Annotated in this window: 19 protein-coding genes and 2 pseudogenes; 12 read left to right on the top strand and 9 right to left on the bottom strand. The window is 67.6% G+C overall.

Translation table 11 applies throughout. From position 1 onward, the window contains the following. Positions 1-16: 16 nt before the first annotated feature. From JF886_RS13400 to JF886_RS13385, 4 genes and pseudogenes are all read right to left on the bottom strand, one after another. Entirely contained in the window at positions 17-862 is an 846-nt protein-coding gene (locus JF886_RS13400) for a putative protein N(5)-glutamine methyltransferase (RefSeq protein ID WP_502711434.1), read from the bottom strand. Between the two features lie 142 nt (positions 863-1,004). Next, positions 1,005-1,894: pseudogene (locus JF886_RS13395) on the bottom strand (aldo/keto reductase). Positions 1,895-1,995: 101 nt separating this feature from the next. After that, entirely contained in the window at positions 1,996-3,798 is a 1,803-nt protein-coding gene (locus JF886_RS13390; RefSeq protein ID WP_337313276.1) for an MMPL family transporter, read from the bottom strand. A gap of 287 nt (positions 3,799-4,085) precedes the next feature. Continuing rightward, positions 4,086-5,024, bottom strand: coding sequence for a sodium:calcium antiporter (locus tag JF886_RS13385; protein ID WP_337313273.1), 939 nt, complete (start codon positions 5,022-5,024; stop codon positions 4,086-4,088). A gap of 237 nt (positions 5,025-5,261) precedes the next feature. On the opposite strand from JF886_RS13385, the gene JF886_RS13380 reads away from it, so the two are divergent. From JF886_RS13380 to JF886_RS13340, 9 genes are read left to right on the top strand one after another with little or no spacing between them, the layout of a single operon-like run. Beyond that, positions 5,262-5,699 carry an SRPBCC family protein gene (locus tag JF886_RS13380; RefSeq protein WP_337313271.1) on the top strand — a complete coding sequence of 146 codons (438 nt, stop codon included), beginning with the start codon at positions 5,262-5,264 and terminating at the stop codon, positions 5,697-5,699. Positions 5,700-5,740: 41 nt separating this feature from the next. Continuing rightward, on the top strand, positions 5,741-6,619 hold the full coding sequence (locus JF886_RS13375) for a branched-chain amino acid ABC transporter permease (RefSeq protein ID WP_337313269.1): 879 nt from the start codon (positions 5,741-5,743) through the stop codon (positions 6,617-6,619). A 25-nt stretch (positions 6,620-6,644) separates the two neighbouring features. Further along, positions 6,645-7,868, top strand: coding sequence for an ABC transporter substrate-binding protein (locus JF886_RS13370; RefSeq protein ID WP_337313267.1), 1,224 nt, complete (start codon positions 6,645-6,647; stop codon positions 7,866-7,868). After that, a complete protein-coding gene (locus tag JF886_RS13365) occupies positions 7,858-8,865 on the top strand; it encodes a branched-chain amino acid ABC transporter permease (RefSeq protein ID WP_337313265.1) in 1,008 nt (335 codons plus the stop codon). Before JF886_RS13370 ends, JF886_RS13365 begins: the two co-directional genes overlap by 11 nt. Further along, positions 8,862-9,605, top strand: coding sequence for an ATP-binding cassette domain-containing protein (locus JF886_RS13360; RefSeq protein ID WP_337313263.1), 744 nt, complete (start codon positions 8,862-8,864; stop codon positions 9,603-9,605). The genes JF886_RS13365 and JF886_RS13360 overlap by 4 nt, the downstream gene beginning before the upstream one ends. Next, positions 9,602-10,270, top strand: a complete 669-nt coding sequence (locus JF886_RS13355) for an ATP-binding cassette domain-containing protein (RefSeq protein ID WP_337313261.1) — start codon at positions 9,602-9,604, stop codon at positions 10,268-10,270. Before JF886_RS13360 ends, JF886_RS13355 begins: the two co-directional genes overlap by 4 nt. Continuing rightward, the gene (locus tag JF886_RS13350) at positions 10,267-11,841 is read left to right on the top strand and encodes an AMP-binding protein (protein ID WP_337313259.1); all 1,575 of its coding nucleotides are present in this window, start codon (positions 10,267-10,269) and stop codon (positions 11,839-11,841) included. The genes JF886_RS13355 and JF886_RS13350 overlap by 4 nt, the downstream gene beginning before the upstream one ends. Next, positions 11,834-13,108: a beta-ketoacyl-ACP synthase II gene (gene fabF, locus JF886_RS13345; RefSeq protein ID WP_337313257.1), complete on the top strand. Its 1,275-nt coding sequence runs from the start codon at positions 11,834-11,836 to the stop codon at positions 13,106-13,108. The genes JF886_RS13350 and fabF overlap by 8 nt, the downstream gene beginning before the upstream one ends. Continuing rightward, entirely contained in the window at positions 13,105-14,571 is a 1,467-nt protein-coding gene (locus JF886_RS13340; RefSeq protein ID WP_337313255.1) for a dihydrolipoyl dehydrogenase family protein, read from the top strand. Before fabF ends, JF886_RS13340 begins: the two co-directional genes overlap by 4 nt. Here JF886_RS13340 and JF886_RS13335 read toward each other — a convergent pair. Next, the gene (locus JF886_RS13335; RefSeq protein WP_337313253.1) at positions 14,537-15,325 is read right to left on the bottom strand and encodes a class I SAM-dependent methyltransferase; all 789 of its coding nucleotides are present in this window, start codon (positions 15,323-15,325) and stop codon (positions 14,537-14,539) included. The two genes, JF886_RS13340 and JF886_RS13335, sit on opposite strands and share 35 nt — an antisense overlap. A 358-nt stretch (positions 15,326-15,683) precedes the next feature. Here JF886_RS13335 and JF886_RS13330 point away from each other — a divergent pair, with 358 nt between their 5' ends. Then, entirely contained in the window at positions 15,684-16,097 is a 414-nt protein-coding gene (locus JF886_RS13330) for a Rossmann-fold NAD(P)-binding domain-containing protein (protein ID WP_337313251.1), read from the top strand. Positions 16,098-16,447: 350 nt separating this feature from the next. On the opposite strand, the gene JF886_RS13325 is transcribed toward JF886_RS13330, so the two are convergent. The 3 genes from JF886_RS13325 to JF886_RS13315 all read right to left on the bottom strand — a co-directional run bounded on the left by JF886_RS13325 (position 16,448) and on the right by JF886_RS13315 (position 19,774). Next, complete coding sequence (locus JF886_RS13325) at positions 16,448-17,014, bottom strand: hypothetical protein (RefSeq protein WP_337313249.1); 567 nt, start codon at positions 17,012-17,014, stop codon at positions 16,448-16,450. A 187-nt stretch (positions 17,015-17,201) separates the two neighbouring features. Continuing rightward, on the bottom strand, positions 17,202-18,431 hold the full coding sequence (locus tag JF886_RS13320; protein WP_337313247.1) for an AI-2E family transporter: 1,230 nt from the start codon (positions 18,429-18,431) through the stop codon (positions 17,202-17,204). A 527-nt stretch (positions 18,432-18,958) separates the two neighbouring features. Then, positions 18,959-19,774 carry an alpha/beta fold hydrolase gene (locus tag JF886_RS13315; RefSeq protein ID WP_337313245.1) on the bottom strand — a complete coding sequence of 272 codons (816 nt, stop codon included), beginning with the start codon at positions 19,772-19,774 and terminating at the stop codon, positions 18,959-18,961. A gap of 206 nt (positions 19,775-19,980) precedes the next feature. On the opposite strand from JF886_RS13315, the gene JF886_RS13310 reads away from it, so the two are divergent. Continuing rightward, a complete protein-coding gene (locus JF886_RS13310) occupies positions 19,981-20,610 on the top strand; it encodes a TetR/AcrR family transcriptional regulator (protein ID WP_337313243.1) in 630 nt (209 codons plus the stop codon). Between the two features lie 183 nt (positions 20,611-20,793). Here JF886_RS13310 and JF886_RS13305 read toward each other — a convergent pair. Continuing rightward, a pseudogene (locus JF886_RS13305) lies at positions 20,794-21,844 on the bottom strand (IS110 family RNA-guided transposase). A 713-nt stretch (positions 21,845-22,557) separates the two neighbouring features. On the opposite strand from JF886_RS13305, the gene JF886_RS13300 reads away from it, so the two are divergent. Next, on the top strand, positions 22,558-23,109 hold a 552-nt coding region (locus JF886_RS13300; protein ID WP_337313241.1), incomplete at its 3' end, for a divalent metal cation transporter.

The raw sequence follows: 23,109 nt of genomic DNA, 5'->3' as shown, positions 1-23,109 counted from the left end.
CGCGTCGACGGCGGCGTTAGACCGCTGATCTGGTCGGTGCCGCCGGCCTCGTCCCGACGATGACGGTCGCCTCGAGCTCGTCGGACCGCTCCACGTGGGGAATCAAGCCATCGTGGCTGAAGATCGCCACCGCCGTCTGCGCCTGTCGCTCGGTGGTCTCAACCAGCAGGTGCCCACTCGGCGCCAGCCACACCACCGCCTCCGCTGCCAGGCGCCTGAGCACGTCAAGTCCGTCCGTGCCGCCGTCCAGCGCTTCGCGCGCCTCGTAGATGCGCGCCTCGCGCGGGAGCATCTCGACATCCGCGCTGGGCACGTAGGGAACATTCGCGACCATCACGTCGACGGCGCCGCACAGCGGTGCCGGCAGCGCGGTGTACAGGTCACCGTGGTACACGCGGGCGCCAAGGTGAGCCAGGTTGCGCCGCGCGCATAGCACGGCCGCGTCGCTGATGTCGGTGGCGTGCAGTTGGATCCGCGGGATGGCTGCGACCAGCGCGGCACCGATGGCACCGGTGCCACAGCAGACGTCGAGGACCACCGCTCCCGGCCGGAGCAGCGCCATCGCGCGGTCGACGAGGAACTCGGTTCGATGTCGGGGGACGAACACTCCCTCGTCGACGGCCACGCGCAGACCGCAGAACTCCGCCCAGCCGATCACGTATTCGAGAGGCAACCCGCCAGTACGGCGCTCCACCATGGCGGCGAGGTCTGCGGGGGTGGGTGCCGCCGCCACCAGCATCCGTGCCTCGTCCTCGGCGAAGACGCAGCCGGCGGCACGCAGCCTGGCAACGATGTCCGGCTCCGTCAGCGCCGGCAGCGGCGGGGACCGCCGCGGTTGTTCGGTGGACTCGCCGTCTCTCACCCTTCGACAGTAGCGAACCGGTTCCGGCATCTACGGGTGTCTACCGCGGTAAGCCCTGTCTCCAATCAGCGAGTTCGGTGGGGCAACACGCAGACCGGACACGATCGGTGCGGCGGGCGTTGATGCGACCTCGCCGCGCTGATCAGCGGTCGACCGACGCCATGCCTGCATCGTCATAACGCGCGCCGGCGACGTCCGGCAGCTCCGCGTCGATCCTCGCGAGGTCCGCGCTGGTCAGCACGACCTCCACCGCGCGGGCGTTCTGCTCCAGGTAGGCGCGGCGCTTGGTGCCCGGGATGGGCACAAGGTCCCTGCCCTGCGCGAGCACCCACGCGAGCGCGAGCTGAGCGGGCGTGATCTCCTTATCGCGGGCGATCTCCGCCACCTTGGCGGCCAGCCGCAGGTTGGCCTCCAGGTTGGCGCCGCTGAATCGAGGTCCGTGGCGCCGGAAGTCGCCCTCGTCGAGCTCGTCCGGCGAGGTGAATCGCCCGGAGAGGAATCAGCGTCCCAGCGGCGAGTACGGCACGAAGCCGATGCCAAGGTCGCGACAGAGGGGGAGAATCTCCGCGCGGGGTCGCGGGTCCACAACGAGTACTCCGTCTGCACGGCGGTGATCGGGTGCACCGCGTGGGCGCGGCGGATCGTCTCGGGTGCGGCCTCGCTGAGCCCAATGTGCAGAACCTTGCCCTGCTCGACCAGCGCCTTCATCGCTCCGACGGTTTCCTCGATCTCGACCTTCGGATCCACGCGGTGCTGGTAGTGGAGGTCGACATGGTCGGTGCCGAGGCGCGTCAGAGAACCCTCGATCGAGCTGCGCACGTGCTCCGCCGAGCCATCGACCGGTCCGAGCGTCGACATGTCGCCGGCGACGGCGTGATCGGCGCGGCGCGCGAACTTGGTGGCGATGACGTACTCGTCGCGGTGACCCTTGATGGCGCGACCGACGAGCTCCTCATTGGTCAGGGGCCCGTACATCTGCGCGGTGTCCAGGAAGGCGATGCCAAGCTCCAGCGCGCGCTGGATCGTCGCCACCGCCTCACCCTAGTCAGCCGCGCCGTAGAACGCCGACATCCCCATGCACCCGAGCCCCAGCGTGGAGACCTCAAGGTCAGCCAGCTTTCGCTTCTCCATGGTCAGGCGCCGCTCTGCGAGGCGGGCACACGCAGGACCCGGGCCAGCGCTCTGGGCATGTACCAGTTCCACCGCCCGAACATCGACACCAATGCGGGGACGAGGAGCATGCGCACCACGGTTGCATCCAAGAGGATGCCGAACCCGAGGCCGGTTGCGAACACCTTGATGTCCGTCTGCGGGCCGCTCGCCAGCGAGATGAAGGCCAGGAAGAGGATGAGTGCCGCCGACGTCACCAGCCGCCCGGTCCGGCCGAGGCCGGTGATCACCGCTGCATCGGTGTTACCGGCATGGTCGTACTCCTCGCGGATTCGGCTGAGGATGAACACCTCATAGTCCATCGACAGACCGAAGAGGAACGCAAAGATCATCACTGGCAACCAGAAGGTGATCGATCCGGTCGGGGCGATGCCGAACACCTGGCTGGAGCCGTGGCCCCACTGCCAGAACAGTACCAATCCGCCGAAGGTCGCGGCCAGGGAGAGCAGGTTGAGGAGGACTGCCTTCAGCGGCAGGAGCAGCGATCGGAAGGCGCGCGCCAGCAGCAGGAACGTGACCACCACGATCACAAGGATCACGTATGGGAGGTTGCCGTACACGCCCGCCTGGTAGTCAAGTTGCAGCGGGCCGACGCCGCTGACCCCGAGCGCCGGCGGCGTCCCGGAGAGCGCTGCGCGGACCTGGCGCACCACGTCGATGGTGTCGGCGTTGGATGTCTCCTGCTGCGGCACCGCCAGCAGGAGCGTCGTCCCGTTGCGCGCGTCGGCGGGATCCGTGGTGGCGGTGACATCGAAGAGTGCGCCGACACCGCGGAGACGTTGGACCACCGCCGTCTGCCCACCGGACATGGTCAGCACGATCATCGGCGTCAGCGCACCGCGAGGGACGCCCGCGGCGTCGAGCGCGTGCAGTCCGTCAACCGCCGGTCCCGTAGTGGCCAGCGAGTTCGATGACGCCTGGCCGATCTGCAGGCTCACGTAAGGGATCGCCAGCCCCACGAGAATGACCGCCGCCGAAACGGCGGCAACCACGCGCCGGCGGACGATGAGCCGCCCCCAGCGCGTCCAGAACGGACTGGCCCTGCTCTCTTTGCGGATCCGCGGCCAGTCGACGCGCGGACCGATGCTCGCCAGGATGGCCGGCAGCAGCGTCATGGCCACGGCGACGCTGACCAGCGGGATCAGCATGCCTCCGAAGCCGATCGACCGCAGAAACGGCACGGGGATCACCACTAGCGCGAGCAGGCCGATCGCGACGGTCAGGCCGCTGAACACCACCGCACGTCCCGCGGTGTCCATGGCGGCGAGGACCGCTTCGTGGTTGGAGCGCCCATGACCGCGTTCCTCGCGCCACCGGGTGACGATCAGCAGCGAGTAGTCGATCGCCACACCCAGTCCGATGAGCGAGACGAGGAACTGCACGATGAAGCTGATATCCGCGACGTAGGTGACGCCGAGGAGGACGAGGAAGGTCGTCAGGATGGCCACAACCGCGATCGCCAGCGGGATGAGCGCCAGCAGCGAGGCGAAGACGAACACGAGCACGGCCAGGGCACCGAGACCGCCGAGGATGGTCTCGAGCAGCACCCCGGGGCCGGATGACGAGCCGGTGGTCTGGGCCAGCGGGTCGAGGCCGGTGACGTATCCGGTCGTTCCCGTTGGCGCGTTGACCGCGATCGCGTGCTCGAGCAGCGCCTGGTTGGGGGCGATGAATCCCTTCTGGCGAGGATCGAAGGCGTACGAATACTCGGTGCGGCCGTCCTTGGTCAGAAATGCCCCGTCGCCGGTCTGGGCGTGCCCGATCAAGCGTGCGGTGCGGCACGCCTCACTGTTTTCAGAACGTCGGCGACGAGCCGGCGAGGCTCCTCGTGATGTTCACGCCGGCAGGGATGGAGCGCTTCTTCGAGGGCGTGGCCGAGCTGCAAACGCCGTTTGATCCCGCCGCCTACCGTGCCATCGCCGACGCTGCGTGGATGAAAGTCCTGGGACCCCGCTTGCCGAGACCGACCCGCTGCAACTCTGGCTGGCACCGCCGCCCCTTCGGGATGGGCGCGCCCTGCCCCTGGAGTCCGCACTGAAGTCCCAGGCGGGGCTCATCGGGCGAACACATGAAGGGCTCCGTAGGTCACTCCCAGAACCACCAGGACCAAGCCGCCCAACCTGGTGACGCGTCCACGCAGCAGAAAGAACGCCGCCAGTAGCGAGACGCCGACCAGGAAGGGCCAATCGAGAAGTCGAGTAAGCCTTGGGACCGCGACCGGGGTGATTAGAGCGATCAATCCGAGGTTGAACAGAGTGAAATACAGCACGGTTCCGATCACGTTGCCGGCGGCGACATCCGGAAAGCCTCGTTTGGCGGGGACGATCTGGCGGACCACCTCCTCTGCTTCTATCGCCGCAGGGGTAATCACCATGCCCATCAGTAGAGCCGGTACACCGAAAGCGGAGATGACTCCGGAAGCGCCCTGCGCGACTAGCTCTCCGCCTCCAGTGATGACGGCAATGCCAGCGATGGACACAATCGCTGATACCCACAATTTGCACGGTTCCTGCAGAGCCTCTCGTACTTCGCTGGAGTCGACAAACGTGTGATTCTTCGAAGCGCTGACCAAGTACATCATCGCGGCAGCAAACGCGAGTAGCAACACGACCCCTGATAGACGCGCGGTGGTACCCCCAAGCAGAGCGAGACCAGACACAATCGGCGCACCGGCCAGCAAGTACACAACGCCCTTCGGCAACGTGACCCGCAGGGGAGCCACGACTGCACCGAGGCCAAGCGCTATGCAGACAAGGAAGGTCGCGCCGCCGAATGCCGTGCCCAAGGCGATCTCAGCCTGATTGTTGTGCCCGGCGATCAATCCGACCGCAATATTTTCAGCCTCAAGGCCGGAGAGAACCGCGCTCACCACAAACGGTGCAAGTCGAAGCGCGCTGGCAATCCCGACCAAGCCTTCGAGCAATCGCTCGGTTGCGGCAACAACTAAGGCTACACCTGCGACGAATGCGAGGACGGACAGGGGGGCGTTCACCGCGCCACTCTAGGGACTGGCAGCGCCGGACTGAAGGGAGCGCGACTCGTCTCCGGCGTTCCCACCTCTCTCTTGTCATGCCGACAAAGGAAGCCAACTGCAGCGGCCGCGTGGGAGCCGCATCATGAAGGATGTTTCCTGTCGCTCTGGCGAGAGCCCGATTCGGCCGAGGCGGCGCTGATCCGCCCGGGCGCTTGTTCCGTAGGATGTTAACGTATAGGTTCGAGAGGTGACACGATGGCGCGCTACACGACCTCGGTCGATTCAATGCTCTCGCCTGTCGATGCATTCGAGTACATGGCCAGCTTCGACAACGCCTCGGAATGGGATCCCAGCGTCGTCGAGGCGCGGCGGCTGGACTCTGGCGCGCTCGGCATGGGATCGGCGTTCCGGATCGTGTCGAAGTTTGCCGGCCGCAGCGTGCCGCTGCGCTACGAGATCACGGAGTTCGACGCAGGCAGACGTGTCGTGCTCGAAGCGTGGAACGGCACGTTTGGCTCTGTCGACACCATCACGATCGTCCCGGCAGGTTCCGCCTCCACGGTGACCTACGACGCGCGACTGGTGTTCAAGGGCATCTCCCGCATCGCCGACCCTTTGATGCAACTCGTGTTCAACCGCGTCGGCAGGAAGGCCGATGCCAGCCTGAGAACCCACCTGAATCGGACGCGCTGAGAGATGCGACTGGGGTCTCTGGTCGGGCGTGCCCGGCGCCTGTGAGCAGCCAGCTACTTGCCAGCACGATTGCGGTTGCGCTCTCTCTCGGGGGGCTCTATGCGCTGCTCGCCGTCGGCTTCACCGCTGCGTATCACATGCTCGGCGAGGCAAATCTCGCCTTCGGTGACACCATCGGGCTTGCCACCGTGTTCTCGGCAGTTGTGTACGCCGCAACTCGTAACCTTCCACTGGCGGTAGCCGTGGCGCTTGCCGCGGCGATGGCGGCATCGCTCCTCGTCGACCACCTCGTGGTGGGACCACTTCGCGGAGGCGCCGACCGCCTTGCGCCGATCATCGCCACGGTCGGCGCAGCGCTGGTGCTGCGCAACCTCACTCTGGCTCCCTTCGGAGCTGACGACCGGTCCTTTCCGCCCGTGCTGGGAACCGGGTCGGTGGTCGTCGGCAGCACTGCCCTTGATACCACCGCTCTCGGCGCAGCCGTACTGCTCGCGGTTGTCGGGGCAGCCACCTCGCTGCTGTTTCATCGACGCTGGGGCCGAGCACTGGTGGCGGTCAGGGACGATCCGCTCGGCGCCGCGCTCACCGGCATCCCGGTGCGCCGTCTGGCGGCGTACGTCTACGCCTGCGCGGGGCTGGTCGGGGCCTGCGGAGGGGTGCTGCTGGCCGCACATGTGCGCAGCGCGGGTGCTGGGGCGGGGTGGCGGATCACGTTGCTCGCCTTCACCGCGGCGATCATCGGCGGCGGCTCGCTCCGCGGCGCCGCCGCGGGCGGAGTGATCCTCGGAACGCTGGACGCCGTAGCACAGGTGATGATCGGCTCCAGCTGGGCGGACGCGTTCGGCCTCATGGCGCTTGTCACCCTGATCCTGCTCCGGCCCGACGGCATCCGCCGCGTTGCCGTCTCGTCGCGTCCATGACCGGGCGTCCCACATAGGAGAGCTGATGCTGGCACCCCGTCGATTCGACCGCACCGCCACCCGGTGCGTGCTCGCCCTCGCCGTCGCGGCCCTCAGCGCATGCGGCTCGGCGGCCCCGAGCACCTCCGGCCCGTCTGCGGACATTCACCTCGCCGTTGTCGGTCCCATGACCGGCGACGCGGCCGCAGACGGTCAGCACATCCTCGACGGAGCCCAGCTGGCCCGCGACCAGGTCAACGCCGCCGGTGGCATCGCGGCCGGGCCGTACCGCGGGGCGAAGATTGTTATCGACAGCTTCGACGACACCGAGAGCATCGATCGCAGCGTGGCCATCGCCCACCAGGTCATCGACAACCCCAAGGAATGGGCTTTTCTTGGCACGGGATTCAGCGACGCCGCCATCGCCACCGCCCCCGTCCTCGAGCGTGCCCAGGTGACGTACATGTCGACGTACGCCTCGTCGGCCACCATCCTCGCCAAGCAACTTCACCACGTGTTCGTGGTTCCGCCGACCTTCCCCGCGTACGCGTTCTCGGCGGCGGCCCGCGCCTACAAGCTCGGCTTTCGCCATGCTGCGATCCTCCAGGCGAACGCCGCCTTCGGGACGCAGATGGGGCAGCTCTTCGCCGATCACTTCCGGTCGCTCGGCGGCAGCATCGTCGACACCGAGACGTACACCCTCGGCGACCGGAACACGCAGGGTTTTGTCGCCAAAGCGCTGCAGCAGCAGCCCGATATCATCGCCATGGCGGGCCTCACGACCGACGATGCCGCCCAGTTGCACCAGATCCGTGCCGCCAAGAGCAAGGTCGCGGTGATCGACACGGAGGCGGTGACTTTCAGCCAGTCCTTTGCCAGCATCGCCGGCGCCGACGGCGAAGGGCTGATCGGCCAGACTCCGACCGACCCGAAGCGCAAATCCCCCGCGTCCGCCTCCCTGCGCGCCATGTACTCCGCCAAATTCCACACTGAACTCATTCCGGACCCGACGGCGTTCACTTACGAGGCGGTGCTCGCGGTGGCCAGGGCGATGGAGGCCGGCCCCGCGCAGCGAAGCGGCCTGGCGGCAGCTCTTCACGCCATCGAGATCGCTGACACCGGGGTGGGGCCGCTAACCTTCGATCCCTCGGGGGCACGCCTGCAGGGAACGCTGTGGTATTTCCACATCTCCTCGGGAAAGTTCGAGTTCGCCACCGGCTACCGCCAGACCTCGCCAACCTCGGTCAAGGAGGTGCCGCTTGAGGAGTGATCCTCCTCGACGTCTCGCGGTCATCGACGGGCGCACCCGCGGCCTCCGCACTGTTCTCTCGAGTCGTCGGCTCACCATCGCCCGGCTGCCGCTGTTGCTCCTCGTCGCCTCTCTGCCGCTGCTGGCCTCGTCGGAGCACATCGCCAGCGTCGGCCGAACGGCCGCTACGTATGGCGTTCTCGCCCTCGGCTACACCGTGGTCTTCGGCTTCTGCGGGCAGTTCACCATGGCCCATGCGGCGCTGTACGGCGTCGGTGCCTACACGGTAGCCATCCTGACCACCACGGTGGGCGTCGACCCCTGGGTGACCCTCCCCGTGGCCGTGACAGTGGCGGCCGCCGCGGGCGCACTGATCGGGCTCTGCGCGCTGCGCGTGCGCGGTGACCTCCTCGCGGTGGTGACGCTCGCTCTTGGTCAACTCGTCGAGCTGGTGTTGCTCGACTGGACGTCTGCCACCGGAGGCAACGGCGGCATCTCCAGCGTGCCGCCCCTGCAGTTTGCGGGCACGGCGCTCATCGACGAGCGCGGGCTCTATACCGTCGCGCTCGTCGCGCTGGTCGTGTGCGTGCTCCTCGTCGACCGCCTCAGGGGATCGCGCGCGGGATTGGCCATGGAGGCAATCCGCGACGACGCCCTGCTCGCCGGCAGCGCGGGGGTGAGGACCGGCGCGTACAAGGTGCTTGCGTTCACCATCTCCGGCGCTTTCGCTGGTGTTGCCGGGTGGCTGGAGGCAACCGCCATCGGCGCGGTGAGCCCGCCCACGTTCGATGTCGTGCTCTCCGTGCTCATCGCGGTCATGGTGTTGCTGGCTGGGGTCGGGCGCGTGTACGCGGTCATCGCAGCCGCCGCGTTCATCGCCGTCCTGCAGGACGTGCTGAGCGGCTGGCCGACCGTTGAGACGGCCAGCGTGGGTGTCGCCATAGTCCTGATCGTGCTCTACCGCAACGGACTGCTGCGGCGCCGTTGGACGCCGGCGACGCTCGTGGGGACGACGTGACCGAGTTGCGCGCGCTGGGCCTGCGCCACGTTTTCGGCGGCGTGCACGCACTCGACGGCGTCGATGTCGAGGTGCACAGCGGTGAGGTGGTCGGGATCATCGGACCCAACGGCTGCGGCAAGACGACGCTGGTCGACGCCGTCAGCGGCGTGCTGCGCGCGCAGGATGGGTGCGTCGAGGTCCACGGTCGTAATCTCACCGGCGCCAGCCCGGCGGCGTTTGCACGCGCCGGACTGGCGCGCACCTTCCAGGCCACCCGCCTCCTCGAGTCGCTCGACACCGAGAGCAACGTGCGGCTCGGCCTCCACGCCAGCGGCAGCTGGCGCCGCCAACCCCAGCGACGACGTGCGCGCGCGGCGCTCGATACCGTCGGGATCGCCGCCCTTGCGGATCGGCCGGTCCGCGAGCTGTCGCATGGTCAGCGCCGCCGTGTCGAGCTGGCCCGCGCACTGGTTGGTGAGCCGGCTCTGTTGATCCTCGACGAGCCCACAGCGGGGCTCTTCCCCGCGCAGGCGCGTGACGTTCTGCAGGTCCTCCGCGACACGGCTGCGAGGGGGACGGCGATCCTCATGGTCGAGCACGACCTCGGCGTCGTCGCCGCCCTGTGCCATCGCGTGATCGTGATGGGCGAGGGCCGCGTGCTGGACGAGGGCCCCACCGGTACAGTGCTTACCGCCGCTGCCGCTGAGCATCTGGCTGCCGAGGTGAGCACCGACCGGTTGGTCGAGGTGCCGGCATGACCGCGCGGCTGGCGGTGACGCGGCTGTGGTCCAGACGTGGCAGCGAGACGGTGATCCGCAACCTCAGCCTGGCGGTGGCCCCGGGAGAGTTCGTGCTCATCGGTGGCACCAACGGGTGCGGCAAGAGCACGCTGCTCGAGTCAGTGGCAGGGGTGCTCCGGCCCGCGGCCGGCGAGGTGCGCATCGACGGTGTGCGCACCGACGGGATGACCGCGGATCAGGTCGCGCGCTCGGGCCTGAGCCTCATCCATCAGCAGCGCCACCTCTTCTCCACGCTGACCGTTCGTGACAACCTCGACCTGGCCGGCTTCGCCGCCGGGCGGCGCGTTGAGCTTGAGCCCGTGAGCAGCCTCCTCGAGCGATTCGGCATCGCCCGTCTCGCCGACACCGCAGCCGGCCTGCTGAGCGGTGGCGAGCAACGCCTGGTCGCGCTGGCACGCGGGTTGCGCAGCAGGCCACGCGTCCTTCTGCTCGACGAGCCGCTGGCAGCGCTTGCCGGCGAGGTGCGTGATAGCCTGCTCCTCGAGCTGCAGCGCATCGCCCGCGCCGGCACGGCGGTGATCGTCGTCGAACACGACAGCGATCGCGTGCGCCCGTTCGCCGACCGGACGCTCAGCCTGCGGATGGGAAACCTGGCCCTCGCCGACAGCGGTGCAGCGGCATGACCCAGGTGGACACACCCCAGCAGTCGCTGCGGGAGCTGCTGGCGACACAGGTGCAGCGCCATGGCGACGCCGAGTTGCTCGTCACCGAGAGCGGACGATGGTCGTATGCAGAGCTTGATCGCATGGCCAACGCCGCCGCCCACGTGCTTCTCGATCGCGGCGTGCGGGAGGGCTCGGTGGTGATGACGCGCTGCCAGAACGGCGCCGCCATCGCGGCGACGTGGCTCGCCTGCATCAAGATGGGTGCCGTGTTCCTGCCGCTGAACGCGATGCTCACCGGCAGGCCGCTGCTGACCATCATGGCGAGCGCGGGCGGACGCGTCCTGGTCTGCGATGCCGACCTCCTCGACGCGGTGGTCAGCTTGCGCCCTGAGCTTCCCGGGCTGCAGCACGTCATCGCGTCCGGGCCGGCCACGGACAGTGACGGCTTCGAGGCGGCGCTCGTACGGGCGCCCTGCGACGCGCCGCCGCCGCCACGTCACAACTCTGGGGCCCCGTCCAAGCTGATGTTCACGTCCGGAACCACTGGTGAGCCCAAGGGCGTGGTTTGGAGCCGCCACGCCGAGAAGGTGCACGCGGTGAGCTACGGCGCCGAGCTGGTGCGGATCGCGCCAGGCGAGACCGCATACTCGTGCCTGCCGATGTTCCATGCGACGTGCCAGGGCACCTTCCTCGGCACCATGCTGTGCGGGGGGCGCATGGTTGTGGATAAGCGCTTCGATCCCTTCGCGTTCTGGGCTCGTACCAGAGCGGTCGATGCGGTGTTCTTTCCGTACGTCGGTACCATCGTCAGCGTTCTCGCGTCTCGGCCGCCCCGGCCCGACGACGCCGACAACCCGGTGCGGCGCGCGATGGGGAGCGCGGCTCCGGCCGACCGGTGGCAGCAGTTCGAGAAGCGCTTCGGTCTTGTCCTCGAGGATGTGTGGGGACAGACTGAGACGGCCTCGTGTTGGACGCGGCCAACGCCGGGTAAGGTGCGCCCGGGCACAGTGGGACGGCCCACGGAGCGCTGGGAGGCACGGCTGGTGACACCCGGAGGTGGCGAGGCGCCCGACGGTGAACCCGGGGAGCTGTGGATGCGTGCGCACGCGGCGCACGTGATCTTCGACGGATACCACGGCGAGCCGATCGGGGGAGCGCTCGACGCTGACGGTTGGTACCGCACGGGCGACCTGCTGAGTCGCGAGCCGAGCGGCGACCTTGTCTACCGTGGCCGTCTGCGCGAGTCGATCCGTCGTCGCGGGGAGATGGTCGCTCCGGCCGCTGTCGAGTCCGTCGCCAGCGCCCACCCGACGGTGAGCGAATCCGCCGCCGTCGGTGTCCCGGCCGCGGACTCCGTCGAGGAGGAGATCCTCCTGTGTGTGGTGCCACGCGATGATGGTGACTTCGATCATGCAGCGCTGCACGCCTATCTTCGCGCCGAGCTTCCGCAGTTCATGATCCCCCGCTATCACCGCGTGGTCGCGCAGTTGCCCAAGACACCGACGACCCGGGTGCGCCGTCACGTGCTCCGCGATGAGGGGCTCATCGACGCCTGGGACTCGCGCGCGGCGAGGCGGATTCGTGCCTAGCGCAGGCGGCGTCCGCGTGGTCGTCACCGGCGTCGGCATGGTGACGCCGGTGGGCAACACGGCCGACACCACCTGGGCCGCGCTGCGCGCCGGTCACAGTGGCGTGGGCGCGATCACACACTTCAACGCCACCGGGTTCCCCGCCCGCATCGCTGGGGAGGTCAAGGGCTTCGACGCCGCGGCGCTCATCGGAGTGAAGGAGGCTCGGCGCAGCTCACGTCCGATCCATTTCGCGATGGTGGCGGCGCGCGAGGCTGTGGCCGACAGCCGCCTCGACATCTCGTCGATGGCGGACGATGTCGCGGTGTGCATCGGTTCGGGCGTCGGCGGCCAGGAGATCCTCGAGCGCGCCACCCGGGTGGTCGACTCAACGGGTCCGTCGCGGGTGTCGCCCTTCGCCGCCGCCGCCGCGCTCATCGACATGGCTCCCGGTATGGTGGCCATCGACCTCGGCGCTCGCGGCCCCAACATCGGCATCGTGAGCGCCTGCGCCTCCGGAGCTGACGCCGTCGGCCAGGGAGCGGAATGGATCCGCCGCGGTGACGCCACCGCCGTCCTGGCAGGTGGCACGGAGGCGGCGATCACCGCGACAGGCATGGCCATGTTCGCGGCCGCGCGCGCCTTGTCGACCCGCAACGACGACCCGAAGCGGGCCTCGCGCCCGTTCGACAGAGATCGCGATGGATTCGTGTCAGCCGAGGGGGCCGCGGTGCTCGTGCTCGAAGAACGTGAGCACGCGCTGGCCCGCAGCGCCCGCGTGTACGGAGAGATCGCCGGCTACTCCGCGACGTCTGATGCGCACCACATTACCGCGCCCGACCCCACCGGCCAGGGGGCGGTCCGCTGCGTTCATCGCGCCATCGAGCGCGCCGGCATCGAGCCGGCTGCGATCGACTACGTCAACGCTCACGGCACGGGGACAGCTCTCAACGACATCGCCGAGACGCGCGCGCTCAAGAAAGTGTTCGGAGAGGCGGCGTATGCGGTGCCGATCTCGTCGACGAAGTCGATGACCGGCCACCTGCTCGGTGCGGCAGGAGCATTCGAAGCCATCGTCAGCCTCCTGGCCATGCGCGACGGCTTCATCCCGCCGACCATCAACCTCGACAACCCCGCCCCGGAGTGCGACCTCGACTACGTGCCGCACACCGGCCGCGAGGCACAGCTGCGGCACGTGATGTCCACGTCGTTCGGGTTCGGTGGACACAACGCCTGCCTGGTGTTCAGCCGCGACGCAGACTTCACGGGTACCGGAGGAGGCACATGACCGATGAGTACGACATCGCCGTCATCGGTGGAGGCGCTGCCGGACTGTCCGCGGCTCAGACAGCGGCTGCGGCGAGCAAGCGCGTCGTGCTCATCACCTCCGGCGAGCTCGGCGGCGAATGCACGTGGAATGGGTGTGTCCCATCCAAGGCGCTCATCGAGGCCGCCCGAGTCTGCCACACGGCGCGCCGCGCTGCTGATTTCGGCGTGCGAGTGCCGGTGGTCGAGGTCGACTTCGCCGCGGTGATGGCGCACGTGCAGGACGCCATCGCGCGCATCGCTCACTACGAAGATGCTGCCCACCTGCGCGCAGCGGGGATCGATGTGCGCCTCGGGCATGCGCGGCTCGCCAACAGTCACAGCATCGAGGTCGGCGACGCCGTCGTCGAAGCAGCACGCATCGTGCTGTGCACCGGGAGCCGCCCCTCGGTACCCGCAATCCCCGGCCTCGACACGGTCGACTTTCTCACCAACGAGAGTGTCTTCGCACTGAAACAGCAACCGCGACGACTGCTGATCATCGGGGCCGGCCCGATCGGGCTCGAGCTGGCTCAGGCCTTTGCGCGCCTGGGAAGCGCGGTGCACGTGATCGACGTTGCTCCTCAGCTTCTGCCGCGCGAGGATCCCGATGTCGTACGCGTGATTCGCGCCGCGTTCGACCGCGAAGGTGTCCGATTCACCCTTGGCGCTGAGATCACCGCGGTCGCCCCGTCGGCAGGCACCGTCCGGGTGAGTCTGGTAGCCGGCGGCGCCGACCAGACGCTGGAGGGTGACGCGCTGCTGGTCGCCACCGGCCGCGCGCCCAACACCGACGGTCTCGGGCTCGATAGGGCAGGCGTCAAGACGAAACGGACGGGGATCATCGTCGACGAGCACCTGCGGACCTCTCTCGACGGGGTCTATGCCGCCGGGGACGTCACCGGGATCATGCCGTTCACCCACGTCGCCGCGTACCAGGGTCGCCTGGCCAGCACCAACGCGATGGGCAAGCGGCGCAAGGCGTCATACCGCGTCGTCCCGTGGGCCATCTTCACCGACCCGGAGATCGCGCACGTTGGGCTCACCGAGCCCGAGGCGCGACTCCAGCACGGCGACGACATCCGCGTCAGCACGCTGCCGTTCACCGCCGTTGACCGCGCCGTGATCAGCCGCGAGACGCAGGGGCTGATCAAGGTGATCACTTCGGGGAAGCCGCTGATCGGTCACGCCGCCGGCGGCGCGTTGCTCGGGGCGCACATCGTCGGCGCCAACGCAGGTGAGCTCATCCACGAGTTCGCCATTGGGATGCAGGTGCACGCCTTCGCGGGGCGGCTCGCGCAGGCCATCCACGCCTATCCCTCAATGGCGGTCGGCGTCCAGCAGGCGGTGGCCCGATTGTTCGCTGCTGGCCGCGCGAGTGCGGGCGAGCTGCGCGAGGACGTCGACGACCTCAACAGCGTGGGACACCCCCAACTGCCGCCATGAGGACTCGTCGCAAGGGGATCCCAATCTCGCACCCAACCCAAAGGTCGGCGACACGTCCGGCGGCACGCGCCCTGGCGGGCTGGACACCAGGCAGATAGAGCGAGTCGACGAATCGGTTGGCTGCGTCGCGGCTAGCAACAGGGTATGCGAATCGTCGGTGGTCGTCAGTCAAGACCGCCAGTCCGTGTCTTCGGACGGTCTCGTCCAGGTGGTGCACGCTCCGATCGTTCGGATACTCGAAGCGCGTCCGGCGGAGTGCGACGAGCAGGCGGCCCCATCGCCAGATGTCTTTGCCAGTGAGCGGACCGGGTCCACCGGGCAGGAGAACGGCGACGATCCCGCCGGGAGCAAGCACGCGGGCCAGCTCGGCGAGACAGTCATCGAGAGGGTCGAGCAACATGAGGGCCATGGAGCAGGCCACGGCCGCGAACGAGCGATCGTCGAACGGCAGGTCATCTGCCTCGGCGGCGACGACGGAGTGACCACCGTTGGCACGGGCGCCATCGAGTTCGGCTGGAGATCGGTCGACGCCGACCCAGGGGCCTGTCCATCCCGCCCTCAACAGGGGTGCACTGCCGCAGGCAAGGTCGAGGAGGTTCGCGCCCTGGGGAATCAACTCCAGGAGCCACTCGTACGGGTTCTGTCCCGCCGACTTCGACGCAGCAAGGATCTCCTCGGTGATTCCTGGGCGCTCCTCGTGGAATGCCGACAGGTACGTCCGCCAGGGGGTGGGGTCGTGTCTCGATCTCGTCATCGCCTGCCCTCGGGCCGCGGCCCGGATGTCCGTACTGCATGCGCCTGCGCTGCCCACTCGTCTGTTCGAGGGTGCATGTTGCCGGTTTCGGCTTGGGCATCTCCTCCCACAGGTTGGTTGGCGTTTCAGAGGGTCGCCCGCCGTGGCCGGCTGGATGTGACGGGCGGGGTCCTACTCTCGTGCGGGACGCGAAGCAGTAGAGGAGGTGAGGACCGTGCGGGTCTGCTGCCGGTCCGAGGGGGTGGCAACCTCGTCCGACACTCGCTCCGCTGAGCCCAGCCCGGTCAGAAGTGGCGCGGGGGCTCGCCGGGTCACTGGCGGCGGCACAGGTACTGTGCTGACGGTCGGGTCGCGGGGAATGCTTCACACGCGTGCGCTCAAGGTCGAAGACCTGCGCGACCCGACGGACAACCGGCCGCTCTTCGGCCCATACACGCAGTCGAAGTTCGCCGTGGCGACGGTCATGGGCGGCCTCGCGCGCGAGCACGCCGATCGTGACATCGTCTTCCGCGTGTGTTGCCCCGGCCCGACAAAGACCCGTGGCACAACCGGCGAGGGGATGCCGTGGTTCCTGCGTCCCGTGAGGGCCAGTGCCTTCAAGCCCGCCGCCAAGGCGGCCGCCAAGCTGGTCGACGCACTGGATCCGCGATTTGGGCGTGAAACGGGGCTGTACATCCAAGACCGCAAGGTCCGGCCGCTGCCGCCGCAGGCAGTCGACCCGGCGGTGCAGCGCCACCTTCTGGAGATGTGCCGCGAGCTTACCGGGGTCTGAGGGTCGTCGCGTGACCTGAACCCGTTGGTCAGTTGGTTGGTGGAGACTCGAAGCGCGCGACATCCAGCCGGCGGCCACCCGGGGCCAGCCGCAATGGGCGACTTTCGGCCTCCGGGCCTTGGTGGTTGACTGCTTCGATCGCCAAGAGGCCGCGGTGCTTGTTTCGCCACCACCCGCCGCGTGACATGCCCGCTACCCTCAGCCGCCTGTTCTTGACAACCTCGCAGTACTCGCCGTGAACCACATTTCGCACGGGGCGACCGGGTGTTTCCATTGCCATGCACACTAGACGGCCGCCTCCGACGCGTACGTCCATTCTTGCCAGAGGGACCGTGGCTCCGCCCGGGCCGTTAGGCGGCCAGCTTGTCTGGTACCAGCCGCTTGAGCAGGCCCTGAGCGACCGAGGCGGGGCGCTGCTGCTCGCCCATGCGGGCGCTGGCGATCAGGATGCCGCCCGTGAGGGCGGGAATCGCGTACTGGAGCACCTTCAGCTGGCGCTGTGCGGTCGCGACCTCTGGGGGCGTCTCGTAGGCGGGCGTGACAGCATCCTCGACCGGTACGTCCCCAGCGTTCATGATTTTCTGCCCGAGGATTCGCGAATACCCGGTCGCGCCCAAAGCACAGAGGGTCAGCGCGCCCTTGCCGATGGTCCATGCCAACACGCCGCGCTGACCGGCGAGCCTTCCCTTGTTGTTCGCGACCAGCATGGCGCCTCCGACGGTGTGGACGGCTATGGCGGCCGCGTTGATCGGCGTCCACGCCGCCCACGCAGCGTCGGCCACTCTGGCGCGCTGATCGCGTGAGGTACCCGCGGTTGCGGACTTGTTGACGCCGACGACTCCCATCAGCGAGCCTCCGAACCAGGCAGCGAGGCCCAAGTCATGGAGCGAGCGAGCGACGGTGTTGGTCTGAGCCATGGGTAATCTCCTTGTTACGGCCACTATCAAGAAATTGTAGTGCGATAGGACCCATTCTCAGCTCTTCGACCCTTCCAAAGCAACGGACCTCGACCCTCGGCTGGGGACGGGGCGGTCGACCGGAATCAGGGAGCTTCGCAGCGATCCATGCGGCGCCGGCTGCTTCCTGCCTTCTACCGCCCGCAACTCACTCTGCGCCGTCGGCAGCGTCTCGGAAGTGCGGGACGGGCCTTCCTTCCACGCCCGCGTCCTCGACGGCCTCGATCTCGTCGCCAAGCCGTGGCAGGCTCTCGGCGTCCACGGTGCCGTCATCCGCGGTGGTGATGGCCACTTCGCCCCTTCGAGAGCGGTAAAAGGCTCCGAGGAAGATGTTGGCGATGGCAGCCAAGGGCACGGCAAACAGGGCACCTAGGATGCCGCCAACGTCCGCCCCAATGAGGAGGGCCGCCATGGCCACCAGCGGGTGCAGCTTGGTCACGTGTCCGGCGATGCGGGGTCCTACCACGTACGCCTCAAGCGCGTGGCCGACGAGTCCCGCGATCGCCGCAAGGCCCGCGACCAGCGGACCCTGGAGGAGCGCGACGACCACGGCAAGCGCCATCGCCAGGATCGCACCGATGATGGGCACGAACTCCAGGAGGAAGGCGGCGACGCCGATAACGATGGCGTAGTGGACCCCGATGAGCGTCAGAGTGAGGGCCGTGTATGCACCGATGATCAGTGACATCAGGGACTGTCCCCGCACGTAAGCGGCCATCGTCGACCCAGTTGCCAGGAGAGCAAAATCGAATCGGTGCGGATTCTCTGGAAAGAGGTTGCGCATCGTGGCGACAAGTCCACGGCCATCGATCAGCAGGTAGATGGAGATGACGACCACCAGGATGATGTCCGCAACGGTGGTGGCCACCCCGGCCACCACCGAGACGGCGTTGCCTGGTAGCGACGAGCTTGAGGGCAGCACCGCCCCGAGGTTGACGTCGATCCCCCGGTCCGCCAAGCCATGCTGCAACTGGCTCACCAGCTGGGGAATATGCTTGGCCTGGTCGACGAGGTTGGGAATGACCAGCGCGACCACTCCACCGATCGCCGAAAATATCACCAGGTAGAGAGCCAGCACGGCTGGTCCGCGGTGACTGCGGAACCCGGGCAGGCGCTGCAGAAGATCGACCACCGGGTTGAGAATCAGCGCGACGACGGACGCGAAGAGGAACAGCAGGACGACGTTGAATACGTGACCGATCAAGCCCGAAGCGCCGTTATAGATGACCACCACCCCAGTGGCGACCCCAACGCCGACGAGCACCTGAACCGGCCGACTCAGGCGGTCCCATTTGTAGCTGGTGGCCGCGTCGCGGCCCTTGCTATTTCTGCCCACAGGCTCCGGTGGACCCGGCGGTGTCGATGTCGATGCGGCCATGGTCCACCACTGTAAGCGCACCGTCCCGTGTCGACCCATGGTCGACTGTTCAACAGCCACTGCCGCCGGCGGTTGGGCAGTCGACTGACCACCTTGATGTGGGGTCAACCCTGCGCACTAGGCCCAGATGGCTTGACGGAACGTCGAAAGTTCAGCGATGAGCACAGGCTTACGGGGTCGCCGTGGTGCGCTCGCCGGGGAGGGCATGAGGGCGATCAGCCGCGACCTCGACCTGGCGGGTAAACACGCCACCGCGAGCCCTCTTGAATCACGGCGTGAAGGCCAACTGTTGTGACGCTCTTCGTGCACCGTGGCTTCAACGGGCAAGTGGGAGGCCAAAACCTCGCGATGTCGAGCAGTCATCACCCGCGGTCCGTCCGAAGGGAACGGCGGGAAAGCGGAGAAGGGACTCGAACCCTCGACATCCAGCTTGGAAGGCATGGTGTCACCCAAGCTGTTGATGCAGAAGGCGTTTCTCGTACGGATAGCCGAAAACACCAAACTACCGGATGCCCCGAGACTAACCTTCACGGTGTCGAGCGTGGCAGGTGGTCCCTCCAGAAGATGGTGATGAGCTCGGCCAGGGCGGAGGCATCGTCGAGGAGTGGGGCGACGTGTCCAGCGCCAGGGACCACGCGGCAGGCGCCCCGTGATGGTAGGGCGGCTGCGGCTCGGGCCCGGTCCGGCGTCCACATGGAATCATCAGCTCCCGCGACGACCAGCGTCGGAGCGGAGACAACGCGAAGCGCCGACGTCAGGTCGGGCCGGTTGAGCATCACCGATCGCATGGCGAGGTACATCCCACGCCGCGCTGCATGTCGGAAGGCATCACCGACGAGCCGGGCAGACGCGGGATCGCGGTCAGCACTGCGGGGGCCGAGTAGCGCGTCGGTGACAGCGTTGACCAGCGACCGCATCGGACCCGTCAGGCGATAAGCCGCGACCAGTGCACGGCACTTTGGCCGCTCTGCGCGCGTCAGGGCATGGACCGGTGTGCCGATGGTGACAAGGCTTCGGCAGCGCTCCGGCGAGGTGGCAGCAAAGAGGATGCCGACATGGCCGCCCCAGGCATTGCCCACCCAGTCGACAGGCTCGGTTACGCCGAAGTGGGTGAGGACGGCGCGGGCGGCGTCCGCGCATTCCTCGATCGTGAAAATGCGGCCGGGGCCCGGACTGCCGCCGTGCGACGGGCCGTCGATGATGAGCAGTCGGCGAGCGGCCGACAAGGGCTTGCGCACCTGCTCCCAGGTCGTGGAGTCGACGAAGAGACTGTGCCACAGCACGGCGGTCGGGCCGGCACCGCACACCTGCACGCTGAGATCACCGAGCCTCGTCGGGACCATGGTGATGGCATCCTGCTGTCCCGCTGAGGTTGGGGGCCGCATTCGCGGCCATGGCCACGTCCCCAGCGCGGCCGGCCACGGCATCTTGTGAGCAGGAACCATGACCGTCTCCTCATTCACAGGCTGGGGTTAGAGCTCGAACGCTCCCACCGCAATTCCCTAGACGCTGTTTCCAATTAGATAGAGGCATCGTATAGTGGCTCACGATGTCCGTCAAGCCGGCCCGCGCGTACAAATCGCCCCAGCGGGACGAGCAGGCGAATGCCACTCGTCGCTGCATCATCGTGGCGGCCGGGGAGCTCTTCGCGAAGAGCGGCTTCGCAGCCGTGACGATGCAGGGTGTTGCTCGCCACGCCGGGGTCTCCCTGGCCACCCTGTACCTGTACTTCCCGGGCAAGGCAGCCCTCGTGGCAGCTCTTGCCGATGACGTGGTGACGAGCCCCGATCTGAGCGTCGAGCAGGTGGAGCACGAGGGGGACCCGGTCGAGCAACTCCGCACCGCAGCACACATCATCCGCCTGGTCAACGAGCGCTCGTGGCTCGTTGGAGACATCCTGCGCAACGCTCAGGGGACGAACGAGGGCCTGGCCACGACGTGGCGGCTCTGGCAGGAGGGGCACCTGGAGGGTGTCCGGCGGGGGATGACTTCGCTCGCGAGCCACGCCGCCCTGCGCAGCACACTCACATTCGACGAGGCGGTCGACACGATCTACGCGCTGGCCGGAACGGACGTCTATCGGGCGTTGGTCCGGGAGCGCGGATGGTCACCCGAGCAGTACGAGCGGTGGCTATTCGGCGTGGCCTGCCGGGAGCTCCTCGGCCAGCCCGCTTACTGACAAAGCGGCGGGCGTCAGTCGCAAGCCGGTTGCTTCAGCGCCCTCCCCAAACCGAGATCGACCAGGAACGGCGTTCGACGGTGCGGGCCATTCGCGACAGCGCCTGGTAAGCGCCCAGGATGAGGAGCGCCGCCGCTTGGTCGCGACCCGACGTCAATCCGCTGGTACAGAGATGCTCCTATGTCATGTCAAGCCGGTGCGCTGAAGCACTTGAAACACCTCGCGTGCGATGTAGCGTTTGAGGCAGCGGAGGATCTCGCGCTTGGAGAGCCCTTCAGAGGTGCGCCGGCTCACGTAGGCGCGGGTGCGCGGGTCGCAGTTCATCCGGGTGAAGGCGATGCGCCAGAGAGCGGTGTTGCCTTGCCGGTCGCCGCCGCGGTTGAGGCGGTGCCGCTGCGTCTTGCCTGACGAGGCGGGAAGCGGGGACACGCCGCATAGGGCGGCGAAGGAGGCCTCAGACCGACCGCAGGCGCTGCGGGTTGTCGCCTGCCACGACGAGGAGGGCGCCGGCGACCTCGGTTCCAACACCGCAGAGCTCGAGCAGTGCACCCGCGTGAGCGCGAATCAGTGGCGAAACGACGCTGTCGATGGTGACGATCTCGGCGGTGAGTGCCTGGTGCCGTTGGGCGAGAAGGCGCAGCGTCCAGCGCACCGTGGAGCGCACGTTGTCGACCTCTGCAATGCGGAAGTGCGCGGCCTGAGCGATCAGCTCGTGGCGCGAGAGCCTGTTCAGCTGGTCGCGGAGATCGGCAGGCGCCCCGACTACCACCGCGTACATCTGGTTGATGGTCTGGGTGCGCGCCTGGATGGCGGAACGCCGTGCCACGCGAAGGATTCGCAACTGCTCGACCCAGTTGCCACCGGCCTTCGGCGTGATCTCCGACGTGCCTGCCAACACGGCGCGGGCGGCAGCCTCGGCGTCGATGGTGTCGGACTTCCCGCGATCACGGCGTAGCTTGCGGTTTGGTCCCCGGATCTCCACCACCGCGCTGCCCTGTGCCTGCAGGAAGCGGGCCAGGCCAGCGCCATACGAGCCCGTGCCCTCGACGCCGTACCGCACCAACGGCGCGAAGGACAGCGCCCACTGGTGGAGAGCGCTGCAGCCCTTCTCTGACGTGGCCACGGAACGGTGACCAAGAAGTCGCCCGTGCACATCGATGGCTGCGGCCACGTGCACGTCCTTGTGGGTGTCCACCCCCACGATGATCTGCTGTGCCACGCTAGACCCGGTCATCGGCTCCCTCCAAGGACGGATGGCTGGCACCGGTGGGCGAGCGGACACGACTGTTATGGGACGTCTGGTCAGGCTCCTATGAGGTCACGCTCGTTCCATCGGCGCCCTCTGTTCTCGGGAGAGGGCTGACAGATCTCCAAAAAGGCACGCGTCGGCCAGCGGGAGACTGGGTCAAACCCCCACCCGAAGCCAGACTAGTGCTCCGGTGTGAGGGAGAGACTGACAGCGGGAGACCGGACTCGAACCGGCGACATCCAGCTTGGAAGCAACGTGCTGCCATTTGATCTCAAGGTCGCCGAAAACCCTGTTAGGAGCACTAGATTCGAGATTTTGCGTCCCGAGTTCGAGTAGCTTTCGATCGGCTGTATACCGCGGCCGCTGAGCACGTCATCGCTGCGCCCACTTCCCTACCCGCCGGCAGCCTCGCGGTTTTGCTGCTGGGGAGGCAGCGGTCGACACCACGATCTTCAGCCAATGGCCGACCACCACCGCACCGAGCTGCCACTGGCAGCGCTGCAGATGGCCCTGGCTCGACGAACCCCAGACACCGCTGCGCCGGCTGCGCCGGCTGCTCCGGCTGCTCCGACGGTTAGTCTGCTCGGGTTGTGAGGGCGCGACGCCAACCGTTAGCGGGATCCGGTCGTCATCCCCTTGTGCATCCAAGGAGTCGCCGACGAGGCCGACTGACCCCCTTCCGCCACCTCGGCCCGGGGTTGATTACCGGCGCGGCCGACGATGATCCCTCGGGGATCGGGACCTACTCCCAGCTCGGCGCGCAGTTCGGGCTCGCGATGCTGTGGACGGTTCCCATATCGCTGTTTCTCGCAGCCGCGGTCGAGGAGTTGGCCGGCCGTCTTGGTCTGGCGGGGCGTGAAGGTCTTGCGTCGCTGGTCAAGAAGAACTTCGCGGCACCCGTTCTCTACTTCGCAGCGCTCCTCGTCACCGCGGCCAACACATTCAACATTGGGGCCGACCTTGGTTCCATGGCCGCGTCGTTACGCCTGGTGATTCCCGTTCCGTTCGTTCCTCTCCTCATCACCATCACGGTCGCCGTCCTGGTGCTGGAAGTCTTCATTCAGTATCACCAGTATTCAAGGCTGCTCAGGTTTCTGACACTTTCACTGTTCGCCTACATCGCCGTGCTGGCTGTAGTACACGTGGACTGGCGCGCAGTCATTTCCAATCTGGCGATCCCCCACCTCAGCATGAGCAAGGCCTACCTGGGCGGCCTTGTCGCCATCTTCGGGACCACGATCTCCCCCTAT

Origin of the sequence: Candidatus Aeolococcus gillhamiae (assembly GCF_016464765.1) — a bacterium.
Lineage (GTDB): Bacteria > Chloroflexota > Dormibacteria > Aeolococcales > Aeolococcaceae > Aeolococcus > Aeolococcus gillhamiae.
This window is presented reverse-complemented; position numbering and strand designations above follow the sequence as displayed.

Coding starts and splice junctions, on each gene's coding strand:
- JF886_RS13380 (WP_337313271.1), top strand. CDS start 5,262: ATGGCGCGCTACACGACCTCGGTCGATTCAATGCTCTCGCCTGTCGAT.
- JF886_RS13335 (WP_337313253.1), bottom strand. CDS start 15,325: ATGACGAGATCGAGACACGACCCCACCCCCTGGCGGACGTACCTGTCG.
- JF886_RS13310 (WP_337313243.1), top strand. CDS start 19,981: ATGTCCGTCAAGCCGGCCCGCGCGTACAAATCGCCCCAGCGGGACGAG.
- JF886_RS13355 (WP_337313261.1), top strand. CDS start 9,602: ATGACCGCGCGGCTGGCGGTGACGCGGCTGTGGTCCAGACGTGGCAGC.
- JF886_RS13315 (WP_337313245.1), bottom strand. CDS start 19,774: ATGGTCCCGACGAGGCTCGGTGATCTCAGCGTGCAGGTGTGCGGTGCC.
- JF886_RS13325 (WP_337313249.1), bottom strand. CDS start 17,014: ATGGCTCAGACCAACACCGTCGCTCGCTCGCTCCATGACTTGGGCCTC.
- JF886_RS13320 (WP_337313247.1), bottom strand. CDS start 18,431: ATGGCCGCATCGACATCGACACCGCCGGGTCCACCGGAGCCTGTGGGC.
- JF886_RS13350 (WP_337313259.1), top strand. CDS start 10,267: ATGACCCAGGTGGACACACCCCAGCAGTCGCTGCGGGAGCTGCTGGCG.
- JF886_RS13330 (WP_337313251.1), top strand. CDS start 15,684: ATGCTTCACACGCGTGCGCTCAAGGTCGAAGACCTGCGCGACCCGACG.
- JF886_RS13340 (WP_337313255.1), top strand. CDS start 13,105: ATGACCGATGAGTACGACATCGCCGTCATCGGTGGAGGCGCTGCCGGA.
- JF886_RS13370 (WP_337313267.1), top strand. CDS start 6,645: ATGCTGGCACCCCGTCGATTCGACCGCACCGCCACCCGGTGCGTGCTC.